The following is an 18,420-nucleotide window of genomic DNA, read 5'->3' as shown; positions in this document are numbered from 1 at the left end:
GTTGTTGAAATAAAGAACCCGGCTGCGTTCGGGGAGAGACGCGCACCGGGTTCAAAATTAATTACTGAACGATTACTAGAATTTCTCGTTTAGCTCATCCAGATAAGGTTGAACCAGGGACATTTTACTGTTCACCCATTCTTTCCAGTTTGCTTCCAGATCTCCGTTTTTGAGGATCAGGTTGGCATATTCGTTCTGGTAATCGAATGAAGCCTGACTCTTAGCTTTGGAATCGTATAGGTTGACATCCCAATCGTATTCTGCAAGCGAATTGCCTTCTGTACCGAGTTTTGCTTTTTCTTGGAACAATTTCACGGCTCTGTCACGGTAATCCTTTTTGATTGCTGGGTTTACAACACTGAAGTCGTCACCAAGCAGGTATAGACCTTCGAAACGTGCTGGGTATTTATCTTCCAATACTGTTCCTTCTGGCAACAAGCTAACCAGTTCTTGGTTCTCATCATATTTCCAATCCGTTCCTTCAAAGCCCATGTTGATAAGCAACTGTCCTTCTTTTGTTGCGGAGTAATCGATCAGATCCATGATCCGTTCGAATTTCTCGTCACTGATGTCCGGATTGAAGATCAATGCAGACCAGAAGTTGGCTTGCTCCATGTTACGGTATTTACCGTCATCGCCCACTACGATTGCTGTGTGTACCAGTTCATCACTATTTACACCCAGATTTTTTTTCATATCAGAATCCAGACCTTGTCTGTACGAAGCCAGTCCGCCCAGACTTGTTACAGCAGCTGTTCCTGTTACTTTGAAGTTGTTTTGACCTTCATTGTTTTTCCATGTGTAGAACTCAGGATTGAGCAATCCATCTTTATACGCTTTTTGCATCAATTTAAGCCCTGTCAGCGTTTCAGGATCTGCTGGTCCCCAGTGGAACTTGCCATCTTCACCTTTGTAGAACGGTGTGTCGGTCATGGCATGTACGCTGTTTGGCATAATCATATTCGTCATGGCATCTGCTGCATTGTAGGACAGAGGTACAAGTTTGTTACCTACTTTGCCTGGATCTTTTTCTTTCACTAGCGCAGCATATTCGTTCAATTCGGTTGTTGTATAAGCATCTTTCAGTTCAAAACCAACGGCTTCAGCCCAGTCTTTACGAAGCGCAATGACACCAATTTGGTTCGTCAGTGGGTCAGCCGGTTTGTTCTCGAAATAGATTGGTCTAGGCAGGACGTATGTTCCACCTGTCAATTCTTCCAGCTTGTCTCCAAGACCCGTCAAATTGTAAGCTGCTGCAACGTTAGGCCAGCGTTCTTTCCAGTCATCCGGGAATTTGTAGAACAAACCTTGTTCAATGCTGTTAATGGCATCGCCATGTACGTAGTTCCATACCGCTACATCCGGCAAGTCGCCAGAGTTAATCCACAGACGAAGCTTCTCGCCCCATGAATCCCAATCGATATAGTTGTAGTCCCATGTTACATTGAATTTGTCTGTCCAGAACTTGTGGAAGTCATTATCCAGGTTCCCGTTTTTGATTTCTGTCAGGTTAGCTACAGAGATGGTCAGGTTATCTTTGTAATTTCCCTCTGCATCTTTTTCGTTACCACCTGAAGCTCCTTGGCTGGAACAAGCGGTCACCATCAGCATAACTACACTAAGCGTGATGGCAAAGAGAGCTCTTACTGACAACTTTTTGTTCGTTTTCATGTTTTACCCCCATGTTTTTTTAGTCAAATTTGATTGCAAAATCCTATACGTATAATCAGGTCTTGATTGCCCCTGTTAATACCCCTTTGGCAAAGTGTTTTTGCAGCATTGGGAAGAAACACATAATGGGTACCATGGTGACAAATACAGCTGCCATCTTCATGCCCATGGAGAAGTTGCTTGCCTGGGCAGCATCCACACTGGATGCATTCGATGCATTCGTCGTAGATGTCACGATAATGTTTCTGAGTACATTCTGGAGCGGTAACTGATCCGCTTTTCGAAGGAATATCATCGCATCGTACCAACTGTTCCAGTAAGCCACACCGTAGAACAACGTGATTGTAGCCATAATGGGTGTAGCCAGCGGAAGAACAACAGAGAACAGAATTCTCCACTCTCCTGCTCCATCCAGTCTCGCCGATTCCATCAACGATTCAGGCAAGGTGTAGAAGTAGTTCATCATCAGAATCATGTTAAAAGCACTGAAGCTTCCCGCCAGGATAACGGACCAGAGCGTACCTGTAAGATGAAGTGATTTCATGATCAGGTACAGCGGTACGATACCACCATTAAAGATCATGGTGAACAGTACCAGGAAAAAGATAAATTTCTTAAACGGGAATTTGTTGCGACTAAGGCCATATGCCATGCTTGTTGTCAGGAACAAGCTGAGTGGCAAGCCGATAACTAGCAATATAATGGTATTTTTGTATCCCGACAGAATCGTTCCGTCAGCGAACAAGGCCTTGTAGGAATCCAATGTCCATTGTTTAGGGAACATCAAAAATGGATTGTCAGCATATTCTTTCTGTGTTGCAAACGAGATCATGATGACATTCCAGAACGGAATCAGGATCATCAGGGCAAGCACGAGTAATACGGCGAAAATAATGTAATCGAGAAGTGTCATTCTTTCTGTACCAATTCTCGGTTTTTTGTTAGCTTTCTTGCTCATCTCATTTTTCCTCCTCTCTTATCGGAACAAACCGTCTCCGCCAAGCCACTTGGCAAATCTGTCAGCAAGAAGCAGCAAGGCCATATTCACCAGGGAACGGAACAAGCTGACCGCTGTTGAGAATGAGAAGTCAGTTGATGACTGGAACGTAATCCGATAGATATATACATCGAGTACTTCCGATACATTTTTGGTAGCGGCATTTGCTAAGTTGAAGATCTGGTCAAACCCGGAAGACATCAATCCACCAACCGAAAGAATAAACATGATTGTGATGGTTGGAAGGATGTTCGGTAAAGTGATTTTGAACATCTGTTGCATACGGGAAGCCCCGTCAATCTGTGCTGATTCATACTGATCCTGGTCAATACCGGAAATGGCAGCCAAGAATATAATCGCGCCCCATCCACTTGATTTCCAAATATCAGTCAACAGCAACATCGGTACAAAGTTGGATTCGGATCCCAAGAAGTTAATGGTTGGCAATCCGAGTAATCCGAGCGCACTGTTTACCAGTCCGTCATATGCCAGCACATTGATGACTACGCCGGATACGATAATCCAGGACAGAAAGTGAGGGAACGTAAGAACGGTTTGGAACAATTTTTTCCCTCTGCGCATCCGCAATTCATTCAGCAACAACGCCAGAATGATCGGGAACGGGAACTGAATAATCAGTTTCAGAATATTGATGTACAGCGTACGCCATACCGCGTCAATAAAGGTTGGATCACGGAAAACATATTTGAAGTTCTCGAATCCGCTCCATGGACTTCCCCAGATGCCCAGGTTGGCCTTGTAATCTTTGAATGCCAGAGACAAGCCACCCATCGGCATGTAGGCAAACAGGATTAGCCAGACAAGCCCCGGAATAAGCAGGGTGTATGTCATTCGGTGCTTCCAGATTTCAGTCCAGAGCGAATTGCCCTTCACGTTTCCCTTCAGCTTTTTGCTAGGTCCTTCGGCTGCAGGTTTCACATTGCATCTCCTCACTCTACTTTGGTCTTGTCGTTGTACAGAAAATCAAACATCGTTCTCAGGTGGTGCTCCCAAAATCTCCATTCATGAGCCCCCGGTGTCTCCACATACCGAAAATCAAAGGCAGTCCCCTGCATGTATTTCGCGAAATCGCGATTCATCTCTACGAAGGGGTCACTATCGCCACAGCAACTGAGGATATCCGGCAAAGGAACACCCTGTTCCAGCAGCTTGGCCGACAGTGCGTAAATATCCTGATCGGCTTTTACCTGTAAACGTTCTCCAAAAACCGCTTTCATTTCCTTGATCATGGTCGCTGGCATATGGGGATCATGAAGCCGTGTCTGAATATCCGTTACGCCGGATAAAGACACTACTTTGCGATACTTCTCTGGATAAGTTAGTCCACATTTCAGTGCACCATATCCACCCATGGATAGACCGGCGACGTACGTTTTCTCCGGATCAGGATTCAGATTGAGCAGACGCTTGCATACTTCAGGTAACTCCTGAGTGATGTAGTGGAAGTAATTCAGGCCGTATTCCATATCGGTGTAATAGCTTCGATTCGCTTCCGGCATAATGATGGTACAACCATATTGCGCTGCATACATCTCAATGGTGGTTAATCGCTGCCAGGTACTCGCATTATCGCCTGCTCCGTGCAACAGATATAGTGTACCGCCTGAAGTCTCTCCGGAGTCACTGGACACAACATGTATGCTGGTATTCATGCATAAGGTTGGCGATCCAGTTTCGATCGTTATATGTGCCATAATGTAACCCCTCTCATCATCGCCTGCTGTCTTTACTCTTTCGTTTCTCTGGCGTTGGATTGCAGGCTGTTGTAGATTCCCTTGTATTACGATGGGTTATCGAAACGATTTTCTCGAATCGTTTCAAAACATAGCCAACGTTGATTCACTTGGTCTTCATTACAACACTTTTTATGTGGAAGCGATTTCTTCGAATCGTTTCGAATAAATCATAAGCCCGATGAGTAAATCCTGTCAATAACCTTTTTACAAATTTCGCGTTATTTTCTCGAAAAAATGCTTTTTTACGTCTAAATTTGCGCCGAAAGACACTATTATTACGAAAAAATGAAATTTTAGTCAGTGTTATTACAACTTTAATTGACACCAAACCAGGTTTATACTAACATGAGTTCTGATTTTGCATTCGAATTACGGAAACGTTTCACCAACCGATTTTACTCAGGTTTCACCTGATATTAGGGAGGTTAATTATGTCTGAGCAACTCAAAGGTTTCATTCAAACGATTACTGAGCAACAATTGAACGTTTTCTCCATTCGCATACTACAAAAAGGGCATCTGCTTGCCCATTGGGACAGGGATAGGGATCAGCGTCGTGTACAACATTCCATAAGTAAATCCTTCACATGCATGGCCGTTGGTCTTGCGCTTGAAGAAGGTCTGTTACATCTGGATGCCACTCTTGGTGATTATTTCACCCATAATCATGTATCGGGTGCACATTACAACCTCCCATCTCCACAGGAATTGAAGTTACGTGACCTGCTCCGAATGTCTTCTGGTCATGATTCGCCGCCTCTTTGGGCTGATGAACGAGCTTCTTTGACCGAGAAAGATTGGGCGAAACATTATATGTCTCTCCCTCTGGACCGGATGCCCGGAGAACAATTTACATACAGCAGTGGGGATACGTTTATGATCTCAGCCATGCTGCAGGCAGCTACCGGCCAAACCGTGAAAGATTACCTGACTCCGCGATTATTTGAGCCTCTAGGCATTCATGATGTAGAGTGGGAAACCTCTCCACTGGGGGTAACACTCGGCTGTGCAGGTCTTTGGATAAGCAATGAGGAACTGAGTCGATTTGGACAGTTACTGCTGCAGGAGGGCCTTTGGGAAGGCACACAGCTTATACCTGCGGATTGGATCAAACAGGCTACATCTCGGCAGATCGAAACGACTGGAGACGGTGATTGGGGAAAAGGTTACGGGTATCAGTTCTGGATATGTTCCCATGAGGCTTACCGCGCCGATGGAGCCTATGGTCAATTGTGTATCATAATTCCCTCAAAGGAAGCTGTCATATGTATTAACAGTGAGGAAGAAAACATGCAAGGTATTCTAAATGCCGTATGGGATGAGATTTTACCTATATGCAATCAACTTTAAATCTTATATTCTTCTTTTATTCCATGGAACTGACTGAACCTTGCACTGGATACTGAAAACAAAAAAAAACACCACGGGGGTTAATAACCCCATGGCGTTACTTCTTATCCGTGCTGTGGAAGCTGAGTCATCTCATCTAAACATTGTGCGCATATGTAACGCTCTTTGAACTCGTTGACTTCCTCGATGGATCCGCAGAAAATACATTTTGGACGATATCTCTCTAGGATAATATGGTCCCCTTGTACTAAGATCTCTACAGGATCTCCCTCATTCATTTGATACCTTTTACGCAAAGATTTAGGCAATACGATCCTACCTAATTGGTCAACTTTGCGAACTACTCCAGCTGGCTTCATAGCTACGGCACACCTCTCCTATCTTACTCTAAATTTCTAGGTACATTTGTACTATGTTTATAGATTCGCCAAGATTTTGTCGAATCCTGCTGGAAATAAACATTTTTTGTCCTTTTTTTTGAAAAATGTTTTTTTACCGAATTCTAGCCGTCATTTATAACCCGAATTTATCCTTCTAACCCCGGGAAATTCAGCTGACGCAACGCTTCATATACAATAATGGCTGCCGAGTTGGACAGGTTTAATGATCTAACGTCACCAGTCATTGGCATTTTCATACATGTATCGGGATTCGCAGCAATTAATTCAGGTGGGAGGCCTTTGGTCTCTTTACCAAAAACGAGGAAATCCCCATCCTGAAAATTAAAGTCACTATATCGGTTCTTTGCCTTCGTAGTTGCGTAGAAGAAGCGACCTTCCGGATATTTTTCCTGAACCTCTGCAAATGAGTCATGGTATTCAATATGAACGGCATGCCAGTAGTCCAGCCCTGCCCGTTTCAATGTAGCATCATCTGTTCGAAATCCAAGTGGACGCACGAGATGTAGATGGGTCCCGGTTGCCGCACAAGTACGCGAAATATTTCCTGTGTTCGCCGGAATTTCTGGTTCAACCAGAACGATGTGTAAAGCCATATGTGTTCAATCTCCTTTTCATTTCATGTTGACGACAACCCTCTAATCTTAAAGAAAAGCCCTCCACACGTCAAATGTGGAAGGCTCTGGTAAGGCACAGGATTAGACACTAAGGTCCATGACACCGTACCTATACTTTAATTATCCATTTGTCTTCTGGAAGTGGCTCATGAAGTCTGTCAGTGCCTTAACACTCTCATAAGGAGCAGCATTGTAAATGGAGGCACGAAGACCACCCACACTGCGATGTCCTTTCAGACCTACGAATCCTTCTTCCTCCGATGCCTTGATGAACTTCTTCTCCAGTTCCTCAGAAGCAAGACGGAAGGTTACATTCATAAGGGAACGATCTTCTGGTTCCACACAACCACGGTAGAAATCACCGGAAGCATCAATTGTGTTATAGAGCAATTCGGCTTTTTTCGTATTTTTTTGCTCAATACCAGCCAATCCACCCTGTTCTTCAATCCATTTCAATACTTCATTCACCATATATACTGAGAAGGATGGCGGCGTATTATACAGAGAGTTATTATCTACATGTGTGCTGTAACGAAGCATGGTTGGAATCGTTTTAGGCGATTCACTCACCAGTTCCTCACGAGCAATCACAACCGTAATTCCCGATGGCCCCAGGTTCTTCTGTGCACCCGCGTAGATCATACCGAACTGATTGAGATCGAATGGTTTACAGAAAATATCACTCGACATGTCCGCAATCAGAGGTACTGAACCGGTATCCGGGAATGACTTAAATTGCGTACCTTCGATCGTTTCGTTGGAAGTAAGATGCACATAAGCCGTACGTTCTGGCAAACTCAGATTTGAAACATCCGGCAATTTCATGAATTTCTCTGCTTCCGAAGATGCAGCAACATGCGTCTCGCCGATCAACTTCGCCTCAGACAGAGCCTTCTTGGCCCAGCTGCCGGTCATCACGTAACTTGCAGTCTGCCCTGCCCCGAGTAGGTTCATTGGCAACATCGCGAACTGAGTGCTTGCACCGCCCTGCAGAAAGAGAACCTTGTATCCTTTTGGATTGCCTAGAAGCGACAACAAGCGCTCCTGAGCTTCATTATGTACAGACTCGTACACCGCTCCACGGTGAGACATCTCCATAATCGACATGCCTGTATTACGAAAATCTACAAATTCCGCCTGTGCACGCTCCAGTACCTCAAGTGGTAACGCCGCAGGTCCTGCATTAAAGTTATACGCTCTTTTGGTCACAAAATCCCCCGCCCTTTCCATCCGTAACTCTGACATACAAACAGCATTTTGCACAATTCGATTAGAATCGCTCACGGGTATAAGATATAGACAAATTAAATCATTTTGATCTATATCTTACTTATTGGAAGCCGCTCTATGGTTTTGTGCAAAATGCACTCAAAGTGAATATTATCGCTATGATATCAGTATTCTCTATCTGCTTCAAGGGCAATATGCACTGAAGTGTTCAATTCAGGCCATCAAATTCCTTTATCACCCTGCAAAGTTAAAGCACTACATTGTTTAATTCAAGGAAAAGCCTCCGAGAGTGTATCCCGGAGGCTTTAAGTTGGAACAAGTTCTGTTCCGACCCCGACCTATTAGCAGTCGAAGTAGAGGCTGTACTCGTGCGGATGAATGCGGATCGCTACTGCTTTCGCTTCATCACGTTTGAGGTTGATGTAATTTTCAATGAATTCTTTTGTGAATACGCCGCCTTCAGTCAAGAACTCGTTATCCGCTGCCAATGCATCAAGTGCTTCTTCGAGGGAAGCTGGTACACTGCGGATGTTTTCTTTATCTGCATCAGACAGGTCATAGATGTTTTTGTCGAGCGGACCATATCCAAGTTCAGTTGGGTTGATTTTGCGTTTGATTCCATCCAGACCAGCCATCAACATTGCGGAGAATGCCAAATATGGGTTAGCTGTGGAGTCTGGTGTACGGAACTCGATACGACAACCTTTTGGTGTCACAGCTGCAACCGGAATACGAACTGCTGCGGAACGGTTACCTTTGGAGTAAACCAGGTTAACTGGTGCTTCGTAACCAGGTACAAGACGTTTAAACGAGTTTGTACTAGGGTTAGTCAAAGCGATCAGTGCCGGAGCATGGTACAGGATACCTCCGATGTAGTGCAGAGCCATTTCACTCAGGTTAGCATATCCCGCTTTGTCATAGAACAATGGGGAATCGCCATCAAAGATGGATTGGTGAACGTGCATTCCGCTACCATTATCACCGAACAATGGTTTTGGCATGAATGTTGCTACTTTACCATATTGACGTGCAGTGTTGTGCACGATGTATTTGTATGCAAGCAGGTTATCTGCTGTTTTCTTCAGTGTATCAAAACGGAAGTTGATTTCGGCTTGACCCGCTGTCGCCACTTCATGGTGATGACGCTCGATCGACAGGCCCGCTTCTTCCAGAAGGCGACACATTTCGCTACGAATATCTTGTTGTGTATCCACTGGTGCTACTGGAACATATCCACCTTTAGTGCGTACTTTGAAGCCCAGGTTTCCGCCTTCTTCTTTGCGGTTCGTGTTCCATGAAGCTTCTTCGGAATCTACGTAGTAGGAAGAGCTGTTTGTGCCGCTCTCATAACGTACATCGTCGAAGATGAAGAACTCGGATTCAGGTGCGAAGAATGCCGCTGTACCTACACCGCTTTCTTGCAAATAAGCTTCTGCTTTAACAGCGATGCTACGTGGGTCACGCTCATAACGCTCGCCGTCCGGAGTGAAGATATCACACATAACATTCAATGTAGGGTGTGCAGTGAACGGATCGACATAAGTCGCTTCAGGGTCTGGCATCATAACCATATCGGACTCTTCAATTCCGCGGAAACCTTGGATAGAAGAACCGTCAAAAGCTACTCCATTTACGAACGTGTCTGCATCAACAGCCGAAGCTGGCAACGAGATGTGATGTGCACGACCAGCTAAATCTACAAAACGAAAATCTACCCACTCGATGTTGTTCTCTTGAATTGATTTCAATACGTTTTCAACCGACATGTATTCGTCCTCCCAAATATTCCGAACATTAAACAACCCCACTAAGAAAATGTCTAAATTCGAATTTTTTTCTGTCGTCATTATAAATTTTAAAACCTGACATCGTCAATACTTATGTAAGGTATTTTTTGCGAGTATGTTAGCTATACTCACATTTTATAAATAACCTAAATTCATATAACAACACATTTAGTATACATTTAACTGGTTTAATGCGGTAAAGCGACCCCTTTTTTATCCTAAATCATGGAAAAAACTTCACATCATAAATGTTTCTTATCACCATTGATTAATAAATACGTTCAAACCTGCAAAATATGCAAAAAACCGAGCATCTATCTGTTTCCGTCGCAATGAACGAGACCAGATGAGATGCCCGGCTGATGAGCCAGACCTTGACTATGAATTCTTCTTATACGCCTACACGTGCCGGGAAAAATTCTGCTGGTTGTTTAGCTGTACTGAATGATTTACCGACGATTGGTGCCAATTTCTCCAGATCCTGCAACAGGTTGGCGAATTGGTCAGGGAACAACGATTGCACTCCATCTCCTGTCATGGAGTTATCCGGATCGGTATGCATTTCAATAATCAGGCCATTGGCACCTGCAGCAACGGAAGCTTTTGTCATCGGCTCCACCAGTTCACGTCGTCCAGTACCATGGCTCGGGTCAGAAATAACCGGCAAATGGCTCAAAGACTGCAGAACAGGGATTGCTGACAGATCAAGCGTATTACGTGTGTAGGATTCAAACGTACGAATACCACGCTCACACAGCATGACATTTGGATTACCACCCGCAAGAATGTATTCAGCCGCATTCAACAACTCATCGTATGTTGCACTGAAGCCACGTTTCAACAATACCGGTTTGCCACACTCACCCAATTTGCGGAGCAGGTCAAAGTTCTGCATGTTACGTGTACCTACTTGCAGAATATCTGCGTACTCGGCGCAAATATCCACATACTCAGGTGTCATGACTTCTGTAATGGTCAGCAGATCATGTTTCTTGCCTGCTTCCGCCATCATGATCAATCCCTCTACGCCCGTTCCCTGGAAGCTGTAAGGACCTGTGCGCGGCTTGAATGCACCACCACGTAACACTTGCCCACCAGCAGCTTTCACAAGCCCTGCAATCTCATCAATCTGTGCAGCCGATTCAACTGCACATGGTCCGCCCATGACAACAAGTTCTTTTCCGCCGATATCTACACCTTTGATGGAGATCACCGTATCTTCCGGATGGAAGTCGCGGCTTGCCAATTTGTAGGACTTCGAGATTTTTACGACATTCTCGACCCCTTTCATTTGGCGAAGATGTTCTTGCATTTTCGGTTCAACTTTGCCAATCAAACCAATGATAGTACGATCCTCTCCGCGAGAGATATGCACCTGAAGCCCTTCTTTTTCAATAACTGCAACGATATCCTGAATCTGTTCCTCCGGTGTAGCTTTGCCTGCAATAACGATCATATTAATTCCCATCCTTCCTTGTATGAGAGCACCATAATTTCTTAACGTGCGTCTGATTAGTTGTAAAAACTCTGTCGCGCTTAAACGCTTGTTCGCTTTTAAGCTTTTATCCGTTAAAGTGAATATACCATAGATCTCCTATTGCGTCAAGGTACACATTCTTTATCTTATATCAAAAAGAACCCTGCTCCACAGGCACCGAATACGGTTCTGCATAACAGGATTCTTCTTATTCACATCTCGTTTGCAATTCACATACACGTAGACTTACATTTACATTTCACACTACGGTGTACGTGTTTTTTCTCTAACTGGAGGCAGCAGTTTGCTCATGTTCACGGTACGCTTGATCTCCCACGTCTCCGGCTTGTCATGTTCATACTGCTCCAGGTAAAGGATGACTTCCTTCGTAATCGGTGTTGGTGTTGATGCACCCGAAGTAACCGCCACCTTATTTACACCTTTCAGCCATTCTTGCTGAATCTCGGAGACATCCGATACACGGTAGGCCGTAACCCCCGCGATTTCCTCTGACACTTGCGCCAGACGGTTGGAGTTATTGCTGCGAGGATCACCCACCACGATAACCAGGTCCGCTTGACCTGCCTGTTCAGCGACAGCTTCCTGACGAACCTGAGTTGCGAGGCAAATCTCATTATGAATCTCAGCACCAGGGAACTTCTCCAAAAGACGGCTCATAATGTGTTTGATATCCCACTGGCTCATCGTTGTCTGATTCGTAATAAGGATTTTGCCTGGAGGTACGTTCAGTTCTTCGATCTCTTCTTCCTTCTCGATCAGATGAACGAGATCTGGTGCAACGCCTACGGCACCTTCTGGTTCAGGATGATTCTTTTTGCCGATATAGATGATCTGATAACCCTCTGCCGTCTTCTCCCGAATGAGATCATGTGTCTTGGTGACATCAGGGCATGTTGCATCCACTGTTGTCAATCCTTTATCCCTTGCCAGCTTACGCACTTCAGGAGATACACCATGAGCTGTAAAAATAATCGTGCCACTCTCCACTTGGCTCAAAATATCCATCCGGTTCGGACCATCCAATGTAATAATACCTTCATCTTCAAAGGAATCCGTCACATGTTGGTTATGCACAATCATACCCAATATATAAATAGGTCGTGGTAAATCCAGATTGCGTGCCGCTTGACGCGCGAGCACCATCGCATCCACAACGCCGTAACAATATCCCCGCGGCGAAATTCGTAGTACTTCCACTTGGTTGCCACCCGCTTTCTTTCTCGGCAACGTTGCCGATGTAATTGCAGTCCTGTCTATTATACCTTTATTCGATAGGCGGAGCAAAGACAACCGGCAACCAGATAATAAAGGTGGTCCCTTCTCCACGTCTGGTCACAACCTCAACCGATCCGTGGTGTTCCTCAATAATCCACTTCGCAATCGAAAGTCCCAGACCTATGCCCGGTGTAGCCCCACGAGATTCATCCGCCCGATAGAAACGATCAAAGATAAACGGTACTTCGTCCCGATCCATCCCAATACCGGTGTCACTGATGCGTAGTCCCACCTGGCCTTTGTATAATACGGCATCCAGTGTCACAGAGCCTTCAGGTGTGTATTTAAACGCATTTTCAATGAAAATAAATAACATCTGTTGCAGATAGTCCTTGCTACCGTTCACATAAATACCATTAAGAATGGCAAAGTTTCCTGGAAGCCATTCTGCCTCACGGTCCAGAAATTGTGCTCTGCGTGCCACTTCCTGTACGAGAATTTGCAGCGGGATCGGATTCAGTTCAATTTTCTGCCCCGTATCCGCTCTCGCCAGCGATAACATGTCGCTGATCAGCCTGCTCATACGTTTTCCCTCGTCCGCCATATCTTCAATGGCTTCCAGCGACATTTGCTTGACCGTCTCCTCATCCAGATTCGGTCGGTCGGTTCCTTCCTGATCCCACAGCTTCTTCAGGAAGTCCACGTTCCCCCGAATGGTAGTCAGCGGTGTACGCAGTTCATGCGATGCATCGGATACAAAGCGGCGCTGGGCAGCATTCGTCTCCTCCAAACCACGGAATGACAATTCTGTACGCTCAAGCATATTATTAACCGTTTCAATCAAACGCCCGATCTCATCCTTAGGCCCCGCATACTGAATACGTACACTTAAGTCATCTCCCGATTGAATCTGGTTCGCAGCATCAATGACATTCACGAGCGGACGCATCGACTTGCGGGCCAGAACGAGACCTGAGGTAATAGCGAGGGCCATCGCTACCAGCCAGCCAAATACCAAAATATTAAGCAACGCTTCCAGCAAGCGCTCCTGTGAACTTACATTGGCTCCTACCTGAAGAATTCCACGTACTTCATTGGTACCCTGAAGAGAAAGGGGGAGCTGATTCACCAGAAACGGTGTCCCATCCACATAGATCTTGGATATGCCACGCTTTTCAAGAATTTCATTGGATTTCAATACCGGAAACTGAATCTGCAATTTCTTCATGTTGCCGGAAATTATGCCCGAACGACTCTGATAATCCCAGAGTTGAATATAGATCTGAGCCTCCTGAAGCTGGCTCTCTGTAAATGGGTCCAGATCCAACGACTGTGAAAGAGGATTAACCCCAATTTGCTCTGTAATCCGGGCACTCTTCACCTTCAATTGCTGTTCGACTTCCTGGTAGGAGTTAAAATATACAAAGGCATAGATTACAACGCCCCAAAAAATAAGCACAGCCGCCAAAATGCCAGAATACCATGCGGTTAGTCTTAACCGGATGGACATATCAGGAGTCACCTCTCAGAATATAGCCGGCTCCCCGGATGGTCTGAATTAGACGTTTGCCACCGTATTCTTCGGTCTTCTGCCTGAGCATGGCAATGTACACTTCAAGCACGTTAGACTCACCGCTGTAATCATAACCCCATATTTTATCCATAATCAGATCACGGGACAGTACCCGTCTTGGATTTTGCATAAACAGATTGAGCAGCTCGAATTCCTTGGCAGTCAGCTCCAGGCGTTGCCCATCTCGAAGTACTTCACGTGAATCATTGTCCAAAATGATATCTTCATACATCAAGCGGTTGTCCGGCGTACCTGCGCTATCTGACTTGCGGCGCAGCAATGCCCGGACACGTGCCAATAATTCTTCCAAGGCAAAAGGTTTTACAAGGTAGTCATCGGCTCCGGTGTCCAGTCCGGTCACCCGGCTCTGTACTTCATCCTTGGCCGTCAGCATTAGCACAGGCACTTTGCTGCCTGCTTCTCTCAATCTGCGACATACCTCAAATCCGTCAATCTGCGGCATCATCACATCCAGCACAACGATGTCCGGCTCCTTGTCCATCAGTTTACTTAGGCCTTCGGCTCCATTTGAAGCAGTCTGTACCTCATATCCTTCAAAAGCCAGCCCCCGGCGGAGCATGGATACAATTTTCTCGTCATCATCCACAATCAAAATAGTTGAGCGCATGGTCTTTCTCCTTTATCCTAACGTTTTATCCCATTGTAACAGGCAGAAGCACAATCTGCATCTTCAAGTAGGCGTCCCCAATCCGTCCCTGGTCCCTTTTAACCCTGCTTTATCAGGGCAAAAAAAGCGGAAGGGCCTTCGAACCCTTCCGCTCTTTCAATCCTTACCTGATATTTATGGTTGCTGCTGTTGGGTATCTGTTGTTTGTGAAGTATCAAAATCATTTTTATTGCCGATTTTGATTTTCAGATCCATTTTCTTACCGTCACGCACCACGTTCAATGTCACTTCACTGCCGATTTTCTGTTTCTTGATAAAATCAATCAGATCCTGACTTGTGGCGTACGGCGTACCGTTGGCACCTGTGATGATGTCATATGCACGAAGATCTGCTTGGTAAGCCGGTGATTGGAAGATCGTGCTGGCTACGACAGAACCTTCGGTAATGTCTGTTCCCATTTGTTTAGCAACTTCAGGCGTGAGAGCCATCAGAGATGCACCGATAAATGGTACTGGCTCTTTGGGAACTTCTTTGTTCTCTTTGAGATATTTAACGGCTTCAGAGATAACGCTCGACGGGATGGCAAAACCAATCCCTTGTGCATCTGCGCTTACTGCCACGTTCATTCCGATAACTTCCCCATTCAGGTTAAGCAACGGACCACCGGAGTTCCCCGGATTAATCGAAGCATCTGTTTGCAGCAAATGACTGTACTCACGTGTTTTTCCTGTTTCTTCATCTGGTATGCTGATTGTACGTTCTTTGGCACTCAGCACACCTGCTGTAACCGTGTGTTCGAATCCTTCAGGGTTACCGATGGCTACAAGCCACTCACCGACTTGAGTACTGTTGGAGTCACCCAGTGGAGCTACAGGGAACGCATCGTCACCACTGTTTTTCTCAATTTTCAGTACAGCTAAATCCAGATCGAAGCTGCTTCCCAGCAGTTTAGCTTCATACGGTTTACTGTTGTTCTCCAGGGTTACCTGGATTACGTCTGCACCCTGAACTACGTGTTGATTCGTCAGGATATATCCTTCTTTGTCAAAGATAAATCCGGAACCAATGCCTAGTGGTACCAACTGATTACTGCCTTGCTGTTGTTGCTGGCTCTGGCCTTGATTGCCTTCCGTTCCGCCCCCATTACCGAAGAAGTATTGGTACAACGGATCACTTGTATTCGATCCACCCTGACCCAATCCTGTACGTGAGGACTGCTTCGCGAGTGTTTCGATTTTGACAACAGCTGGACTTGTACTCGTCACTACGGAAGAAACATCTTCTTTGCCGGTTGGCAGTAACGATGCTGTCACATTGTTGCCTCCGCCTGTGTTGGTGGACGCTTCCTGTCCCGAGCTTTGATTACCTGTGTTCGTAAGTGCAGTCTCCGGTGTGAACATGTTTGTTCTATCGGCTGTGTACATGAGAACGGTAATGACCAGCATACCGGCAATAAAAGAGAACAACAGTGATCTTACGGAAGAACGAGGCTTGCGGTTATTATAGTTCCAGTTGCCTTTGCCGCCATTCCCTTGATCTCCACCGTTACCTGAGCCGTTTCCGCCGCCTCCTGATGATCTTTTCGCTTGCTCGGATGATTCACTATTATAGTAAGTAGGTACGGGTCTCACCGGATCAGGTTTTGTAATCTCTACATTTCCTTCTTCACGTTGATTATTGCTTCCCATGTGATTTGCTGTATCTTCCTGATTCACGGACTGAAAAGGTCCATAAGAATAATAATAGGAGGATTCGTCCGTTCCGGAAGAATTGCGATTCTCCGTTTGTTTGGTTTCGTTTTCCTCGTCTTGACGGTTCGATCTATAATTGCGTTCGTCCATGCCTCTCTACCTCCCAATCTCTTATTCCCAAGAGATATTCTTTAACTGTCCTTATTTTGTACTTTAAACCTTAACCGTACCTTAAAAACAATTAAAAAGGAGATAAAAGCACGGAAGAATAGATTGTTTTTCCCGTCATGACGCGATTTTATCCTTTCGTTTTCACCCAGCCCTGACGATGCGCATAGATTGCCAATTGTGTACGATCGTCCATCTCGCATTTCATCAGCAGATTGCTCACATGTGTTTTGACGGTTTTGATACTGATATGTAATTCTTCTCCAATGTCTTTGTTGGTCTTCCCCTCTGCAATAAGCAATAACACTTCCTTCTCCCGTTCAGTCAGACCTGATTCACTCTCTCTCGCTGTACGTTGCCTGATTCCCCGAGTTAATGCCTGCGACACATCACCAGTCATAACAGGCATGCCTCTGTAAGCCCCTTGGAGAGCATAGATCAGTTCTTCAGCAGAGACTGTCTTGAGTACATAACTTACCGCACCCGCTTCAATCGCTTGCACAACAAGATCATCCTCTAAGAAACTGGTGAGCATCACAATCTTCATCCCTGGAAATTCAGTCATGATGGCTTGTGTTGCTTCAGCGCCATTCATGATGGGCATCATCAGATCCATGAGGATCAAATCGGGCATTTCACTATCATGTAACTTACGCAACTGATCAAGCGCATCCTGCCCATGGCCCGCTTCTCCCATCACATGAAAAGTAGGTTCCAACATCAGATACGTTTTTAACCCCATTCGTACCATGTCATGGTCATCCACGATCATCACGTTTACTTTCCCACTCATTCCGTCTCCCCCTTTAGTTCATTCAGAAACATTCGGAAATTTCGGGATCAATACCCGTACCGTCGTTCCCGCTCCCGGCTTCGATATAATCTGAACTTGCCCCCCAAGCTTCTCGGCCCGTTCACGCATGGTAGATAACCCATATGAACCCGGACGCTCGGCTTGATGCAAAAATCCCTGACCATCATCGCTGATGCTCATGCTAATTTGATGTTCACTCTCCCGTATGGACAGACTGACCACCCCTGCCTCTGCATGTTTCACGACATTGGCAACCGCCTCCTGAATAACAAGAAACAGCTGGTGCTCAATGGCATCCGAGATTCCGCCATCCAGTTCCAGCTCTTTCACACCTTTAAGACCATTCTGCCTGCAATAATCAGGAAACCAGCTATCCAGTGCCGCGGTGAGATCACGCCCTTCCAGCTCCACCGGTCGAAGTTGGGCAATAAGTCCTCGCATCTGTCGTTGAGCAACATGTGACATCTGAATTAACTGGTCCAGTACTTTATTGCCATGTTCCGGATTCATCTCCAGCAGACGTGGTAAAGATGAAGCCGACATATGCATGGCAAACAGCTGCTGGCTAACCGTGTCATGGAGATCCCTTGCCATTCGTTTGCGCTCTTCAAGCACAGCACGCTCCGAGGCTTGCTCCTTCTCAATCACTTCCTGCTCACCGAGACGCTGAAGCAGTCTCATCTTTTTCTCAATCGAATCCATCATGACATTGAACTCCTGATATACACGACCGAACGAAGCATCATCCGCTTCAGGCATGCGCACCGCCAGATTACCCTTGGACACTTTCAACATGTTAAGATCGAGCAGGTCGATCTTGCGCTGAAGCCGTAATGCAGCGATATATCCGGTGATAACGGTGGCCAGCACAACAACGGCGACATAGGTCCATGCCCGTTGACGACCAGCCCCCATCAATACCTCTCCATATAATAGATAGAATCCGCCCAGCGTAATCAGACCAGTTAGCGCAAAGTACATCATCAGTTCCCACTTATTAGCCTTGAGAATTGTTCGAATCATGCA

General features: G+C 45.7%; 16 protein-coding genes. 1 reads left to right on the top strand and 15 read right to left on the bottom strand.

The window, feature by feature from the left end; translation table 11 throughout:
* Positions 1-75: 75 nt before the first annotated feature.
* From NKT06_RS09165 to NKT06_RS09150, 4 genes are read right to left on the bottom strand one after another with little or no spacing between them, the layout of a single operon-like run.
* On the bottom strand, positions 76-1,671 hold the full coding sequence (locus NKT06_RS09165) for a type 2 periplasmic-binding domain-containing protein (RefSeq protein ID WP_253432874.1): 1,596 nt from the start codon (positions 1,669-1,671) through the stop codon (positions 76-78).
* A 55-nt stretch (positions 1,672-1,726) separates the two neighbouring features.
* On the bottom strand, positions 1,727-2,629 hold the full coding sequence (locus tag NKT06_RS09160) for a carbohydrate ABC transporter permease (protein WP_253432871.1): 903 nt from the start codon (positions 2,627-2,629) through the stop codon (positions 1,727-1,729).
* Between the two features lie 18 nt (positions 2,630-2,647).
* Positions 2,648-3,607 carry an ABC transporter permease gene (locus tag NKT06_RS09155; protein WP_017689585.1) on the bottom strand — a complete coding sequence of 320 codons (960 nt, stop codon included), beginning with the start codon at positions 3,605-3,607 and terminating at the stop codon, positions 2,648-2,650.
* Between the two features lie 11 nt (positions 3,608-3,618).
* Complete coding sequence (locus NKT06_RS09150) at positions 3,619-4,383, bottom strand: alpha/beta hydrolase (RefSeq protein WP_253432868.1); 765 nt, start codon at positions 4,381-4,383, stop codon at positions 3,619-3,621.
* A gap of 473 nt (positions 4,384-4,856) precedes the next feature.
* Between NKT06_RS09150 and NKT06_RS09145 the strand changes: the two genes are divergently transcribed.
* Positions 4,857-5,774, top strand: coding sequence for a serine hydrolase domain-containing protein (locus NKT06_RS09145; protein WP_253432865.1), 918 nt, complete (start codon positions 4,857-4,859; stop codon positions 5,772-5,774).
* A gap of 104 nt (positions 5,775-5,878) precedes the next feature.
* Here NKT06_RS09145 and NKT06_RS09140 read toward each other — a convergent pair whose 3' ends face one another.
* The 11 genes from NKT06_RS09140 to NKT06_RS09090 all read right to left on the bottom strand — a co-directional run bounded on the left by NKT06_RS09140 (position 5,879) and on the right by NKT06_RS09090 (position 18,417).
* Positions 5,879-6,133 carry an AbrB/MazE/SpoVT family DNA-binding domain-containing protein gene (locus NKT06_RS09140; RefSeq protein ID WP_036610032.1) on the bottom strand — a complete coding sequence of 85 codons (255 nt, stop codon included), beginning with the start codon at positions 6,131-6,133 and terminating at the stop codon, positions 5,879-5,881.
* Positions 6,134-6,300: 167 nt separating this feature from the next.
* Positions 6,301-6,768, bottom strand: coding sequence for a tRNA (uridine(34)/cytosine(34)/5-carboxymethylaminomethyluridine(34)-2'-O)-methyltransferase TrmL (trmL, locus tag NKT06_RS09135; RefSeq protein ID WP_017689589.1), 468 nt, complete (start codon positions 6,766-6,768; stop codon positions 6,301-6,303).
* 141 nt (positions 6,769-6,909) lie between these two features.
* A complete protein-coding gene (serC, locus tag NKT06_RS09130; protein ID WP_253432862.1) occupies positions 6,910-7,998 on the bottom strand; it encodes a 3-phosphoserine/phosphohydroxythreonine transaminase in 1,089 nt (362 codons plus the stop codon).
* A 362-nt stretch (positions 7,999-8,360) separates the two neighbouring features.
* Entirely contained in the window at positions 8,361-9,785 is a 1,425-nt protein-coding gene (gene glnA / locus NKT06_RS09125; RefSeq protein ID WP_074094318.1) for a type I glutamate--ammonia ligase, read from the bottom strand.
* 412 nt (positions 9,786-10,197) lie between these two features.
* Positions 10,198-11,262, bottom strand: a complete 1,065-nt coding sequence (aroF, locus tag NKT06_RS09120) for a 3-deoxy-7-phosphoheptulonate synthase (RefSeq protein WP_036610039.1) — start codon at positions 11,260-11,262, stop codon at positions 10,198-10,200.
* Between the two features lie 285 nt (positions 11,263-11,547).
* Positions 11,548-12,501 (bottom strand): 4-hydroxy-3-methylbut-2-enyl diphosphate reductase, encoded by a 954-nt coding sequence (locus NKT06_RS09115; RefSeq protein ID WP_124115489.1) that lies wholly within the window; start codon positions 12,499-12,501, stop codon positions 11,548-11,550.
* A 67-nt stretch (positions 12,502-12,568) separates the two neighbouring features.
* Complete coding sequence (locus NKT06_RS09110; protein WP_253432859.1) at positions 12,569-14,029, bottom strand: sensor histidine kinase; 1,461 nt, start codon at positions 14,027-14,029, stop codon at positions 12,569-12,571.
* Position 14,030: 1 nt separating this feature from the next.
* Positions 14,031-14,720, bottom strand: a complete 690-nt coding sequence (locus tag NKT06_RS09105; protein ID WP_036610048.1) for a response regulator transcription factor — start codon at positions 14,718-14,720, stop codon at positions 14,031-14,033.
* Between the two features lie 174 nt (positions 14,721-14,894).
* On the bottom strand, positions 14,895-16,562 hold the full coding sequence (locus NKT06_RS09100; RefSeq protein ID WP_253432857.1) for a S1C family serine protease: 1,668 nt from the start codon (positions 16,560-16,562) through the stop codon (positions 14,895-14,897).
* A 148-nt stretch (positions 16,563-16,710) separates the two neighbouring features.
* Positions 16,711-17,373, bottom strand: coding sequence for a response regulator (locus tag NKT06_RS09095; protein WP_253432854.1), 663 nt, complete (start codon positions 17,371-17,373; stop codon positions 16,711-16,713).
* Between the two features lie 18 nt (positions 17,374-17,391).
* On the bottom strand, positions 17,392-18,417 hold the full coding sequence (locus NKT06_RS09090; RefSeq protein ID WP_253432851.1) for a HAMP domain-containing sensor histidine kinase: 1,026 nt from the start codon (positions 18,415-18,417) through the stop codon (positions 17,392-17,394).
* Between the last annotated feature and the right edge of the window lie 3 nt (positions 18,418-18,420).

The sequence above is a fragment of the Paenibacillus sp. 1781tsa1 genome (assembly GCF_024159265.1).
GTDB lineage: Bacteria > Bacillota > Bacilli > Paenibacillales > Paenibacillaceae > Paenibacillus.
Note: the sequence above shows the minus strand (reverse complement) of the source record. Positions and strands in the feature narration are given on the sequence as shown.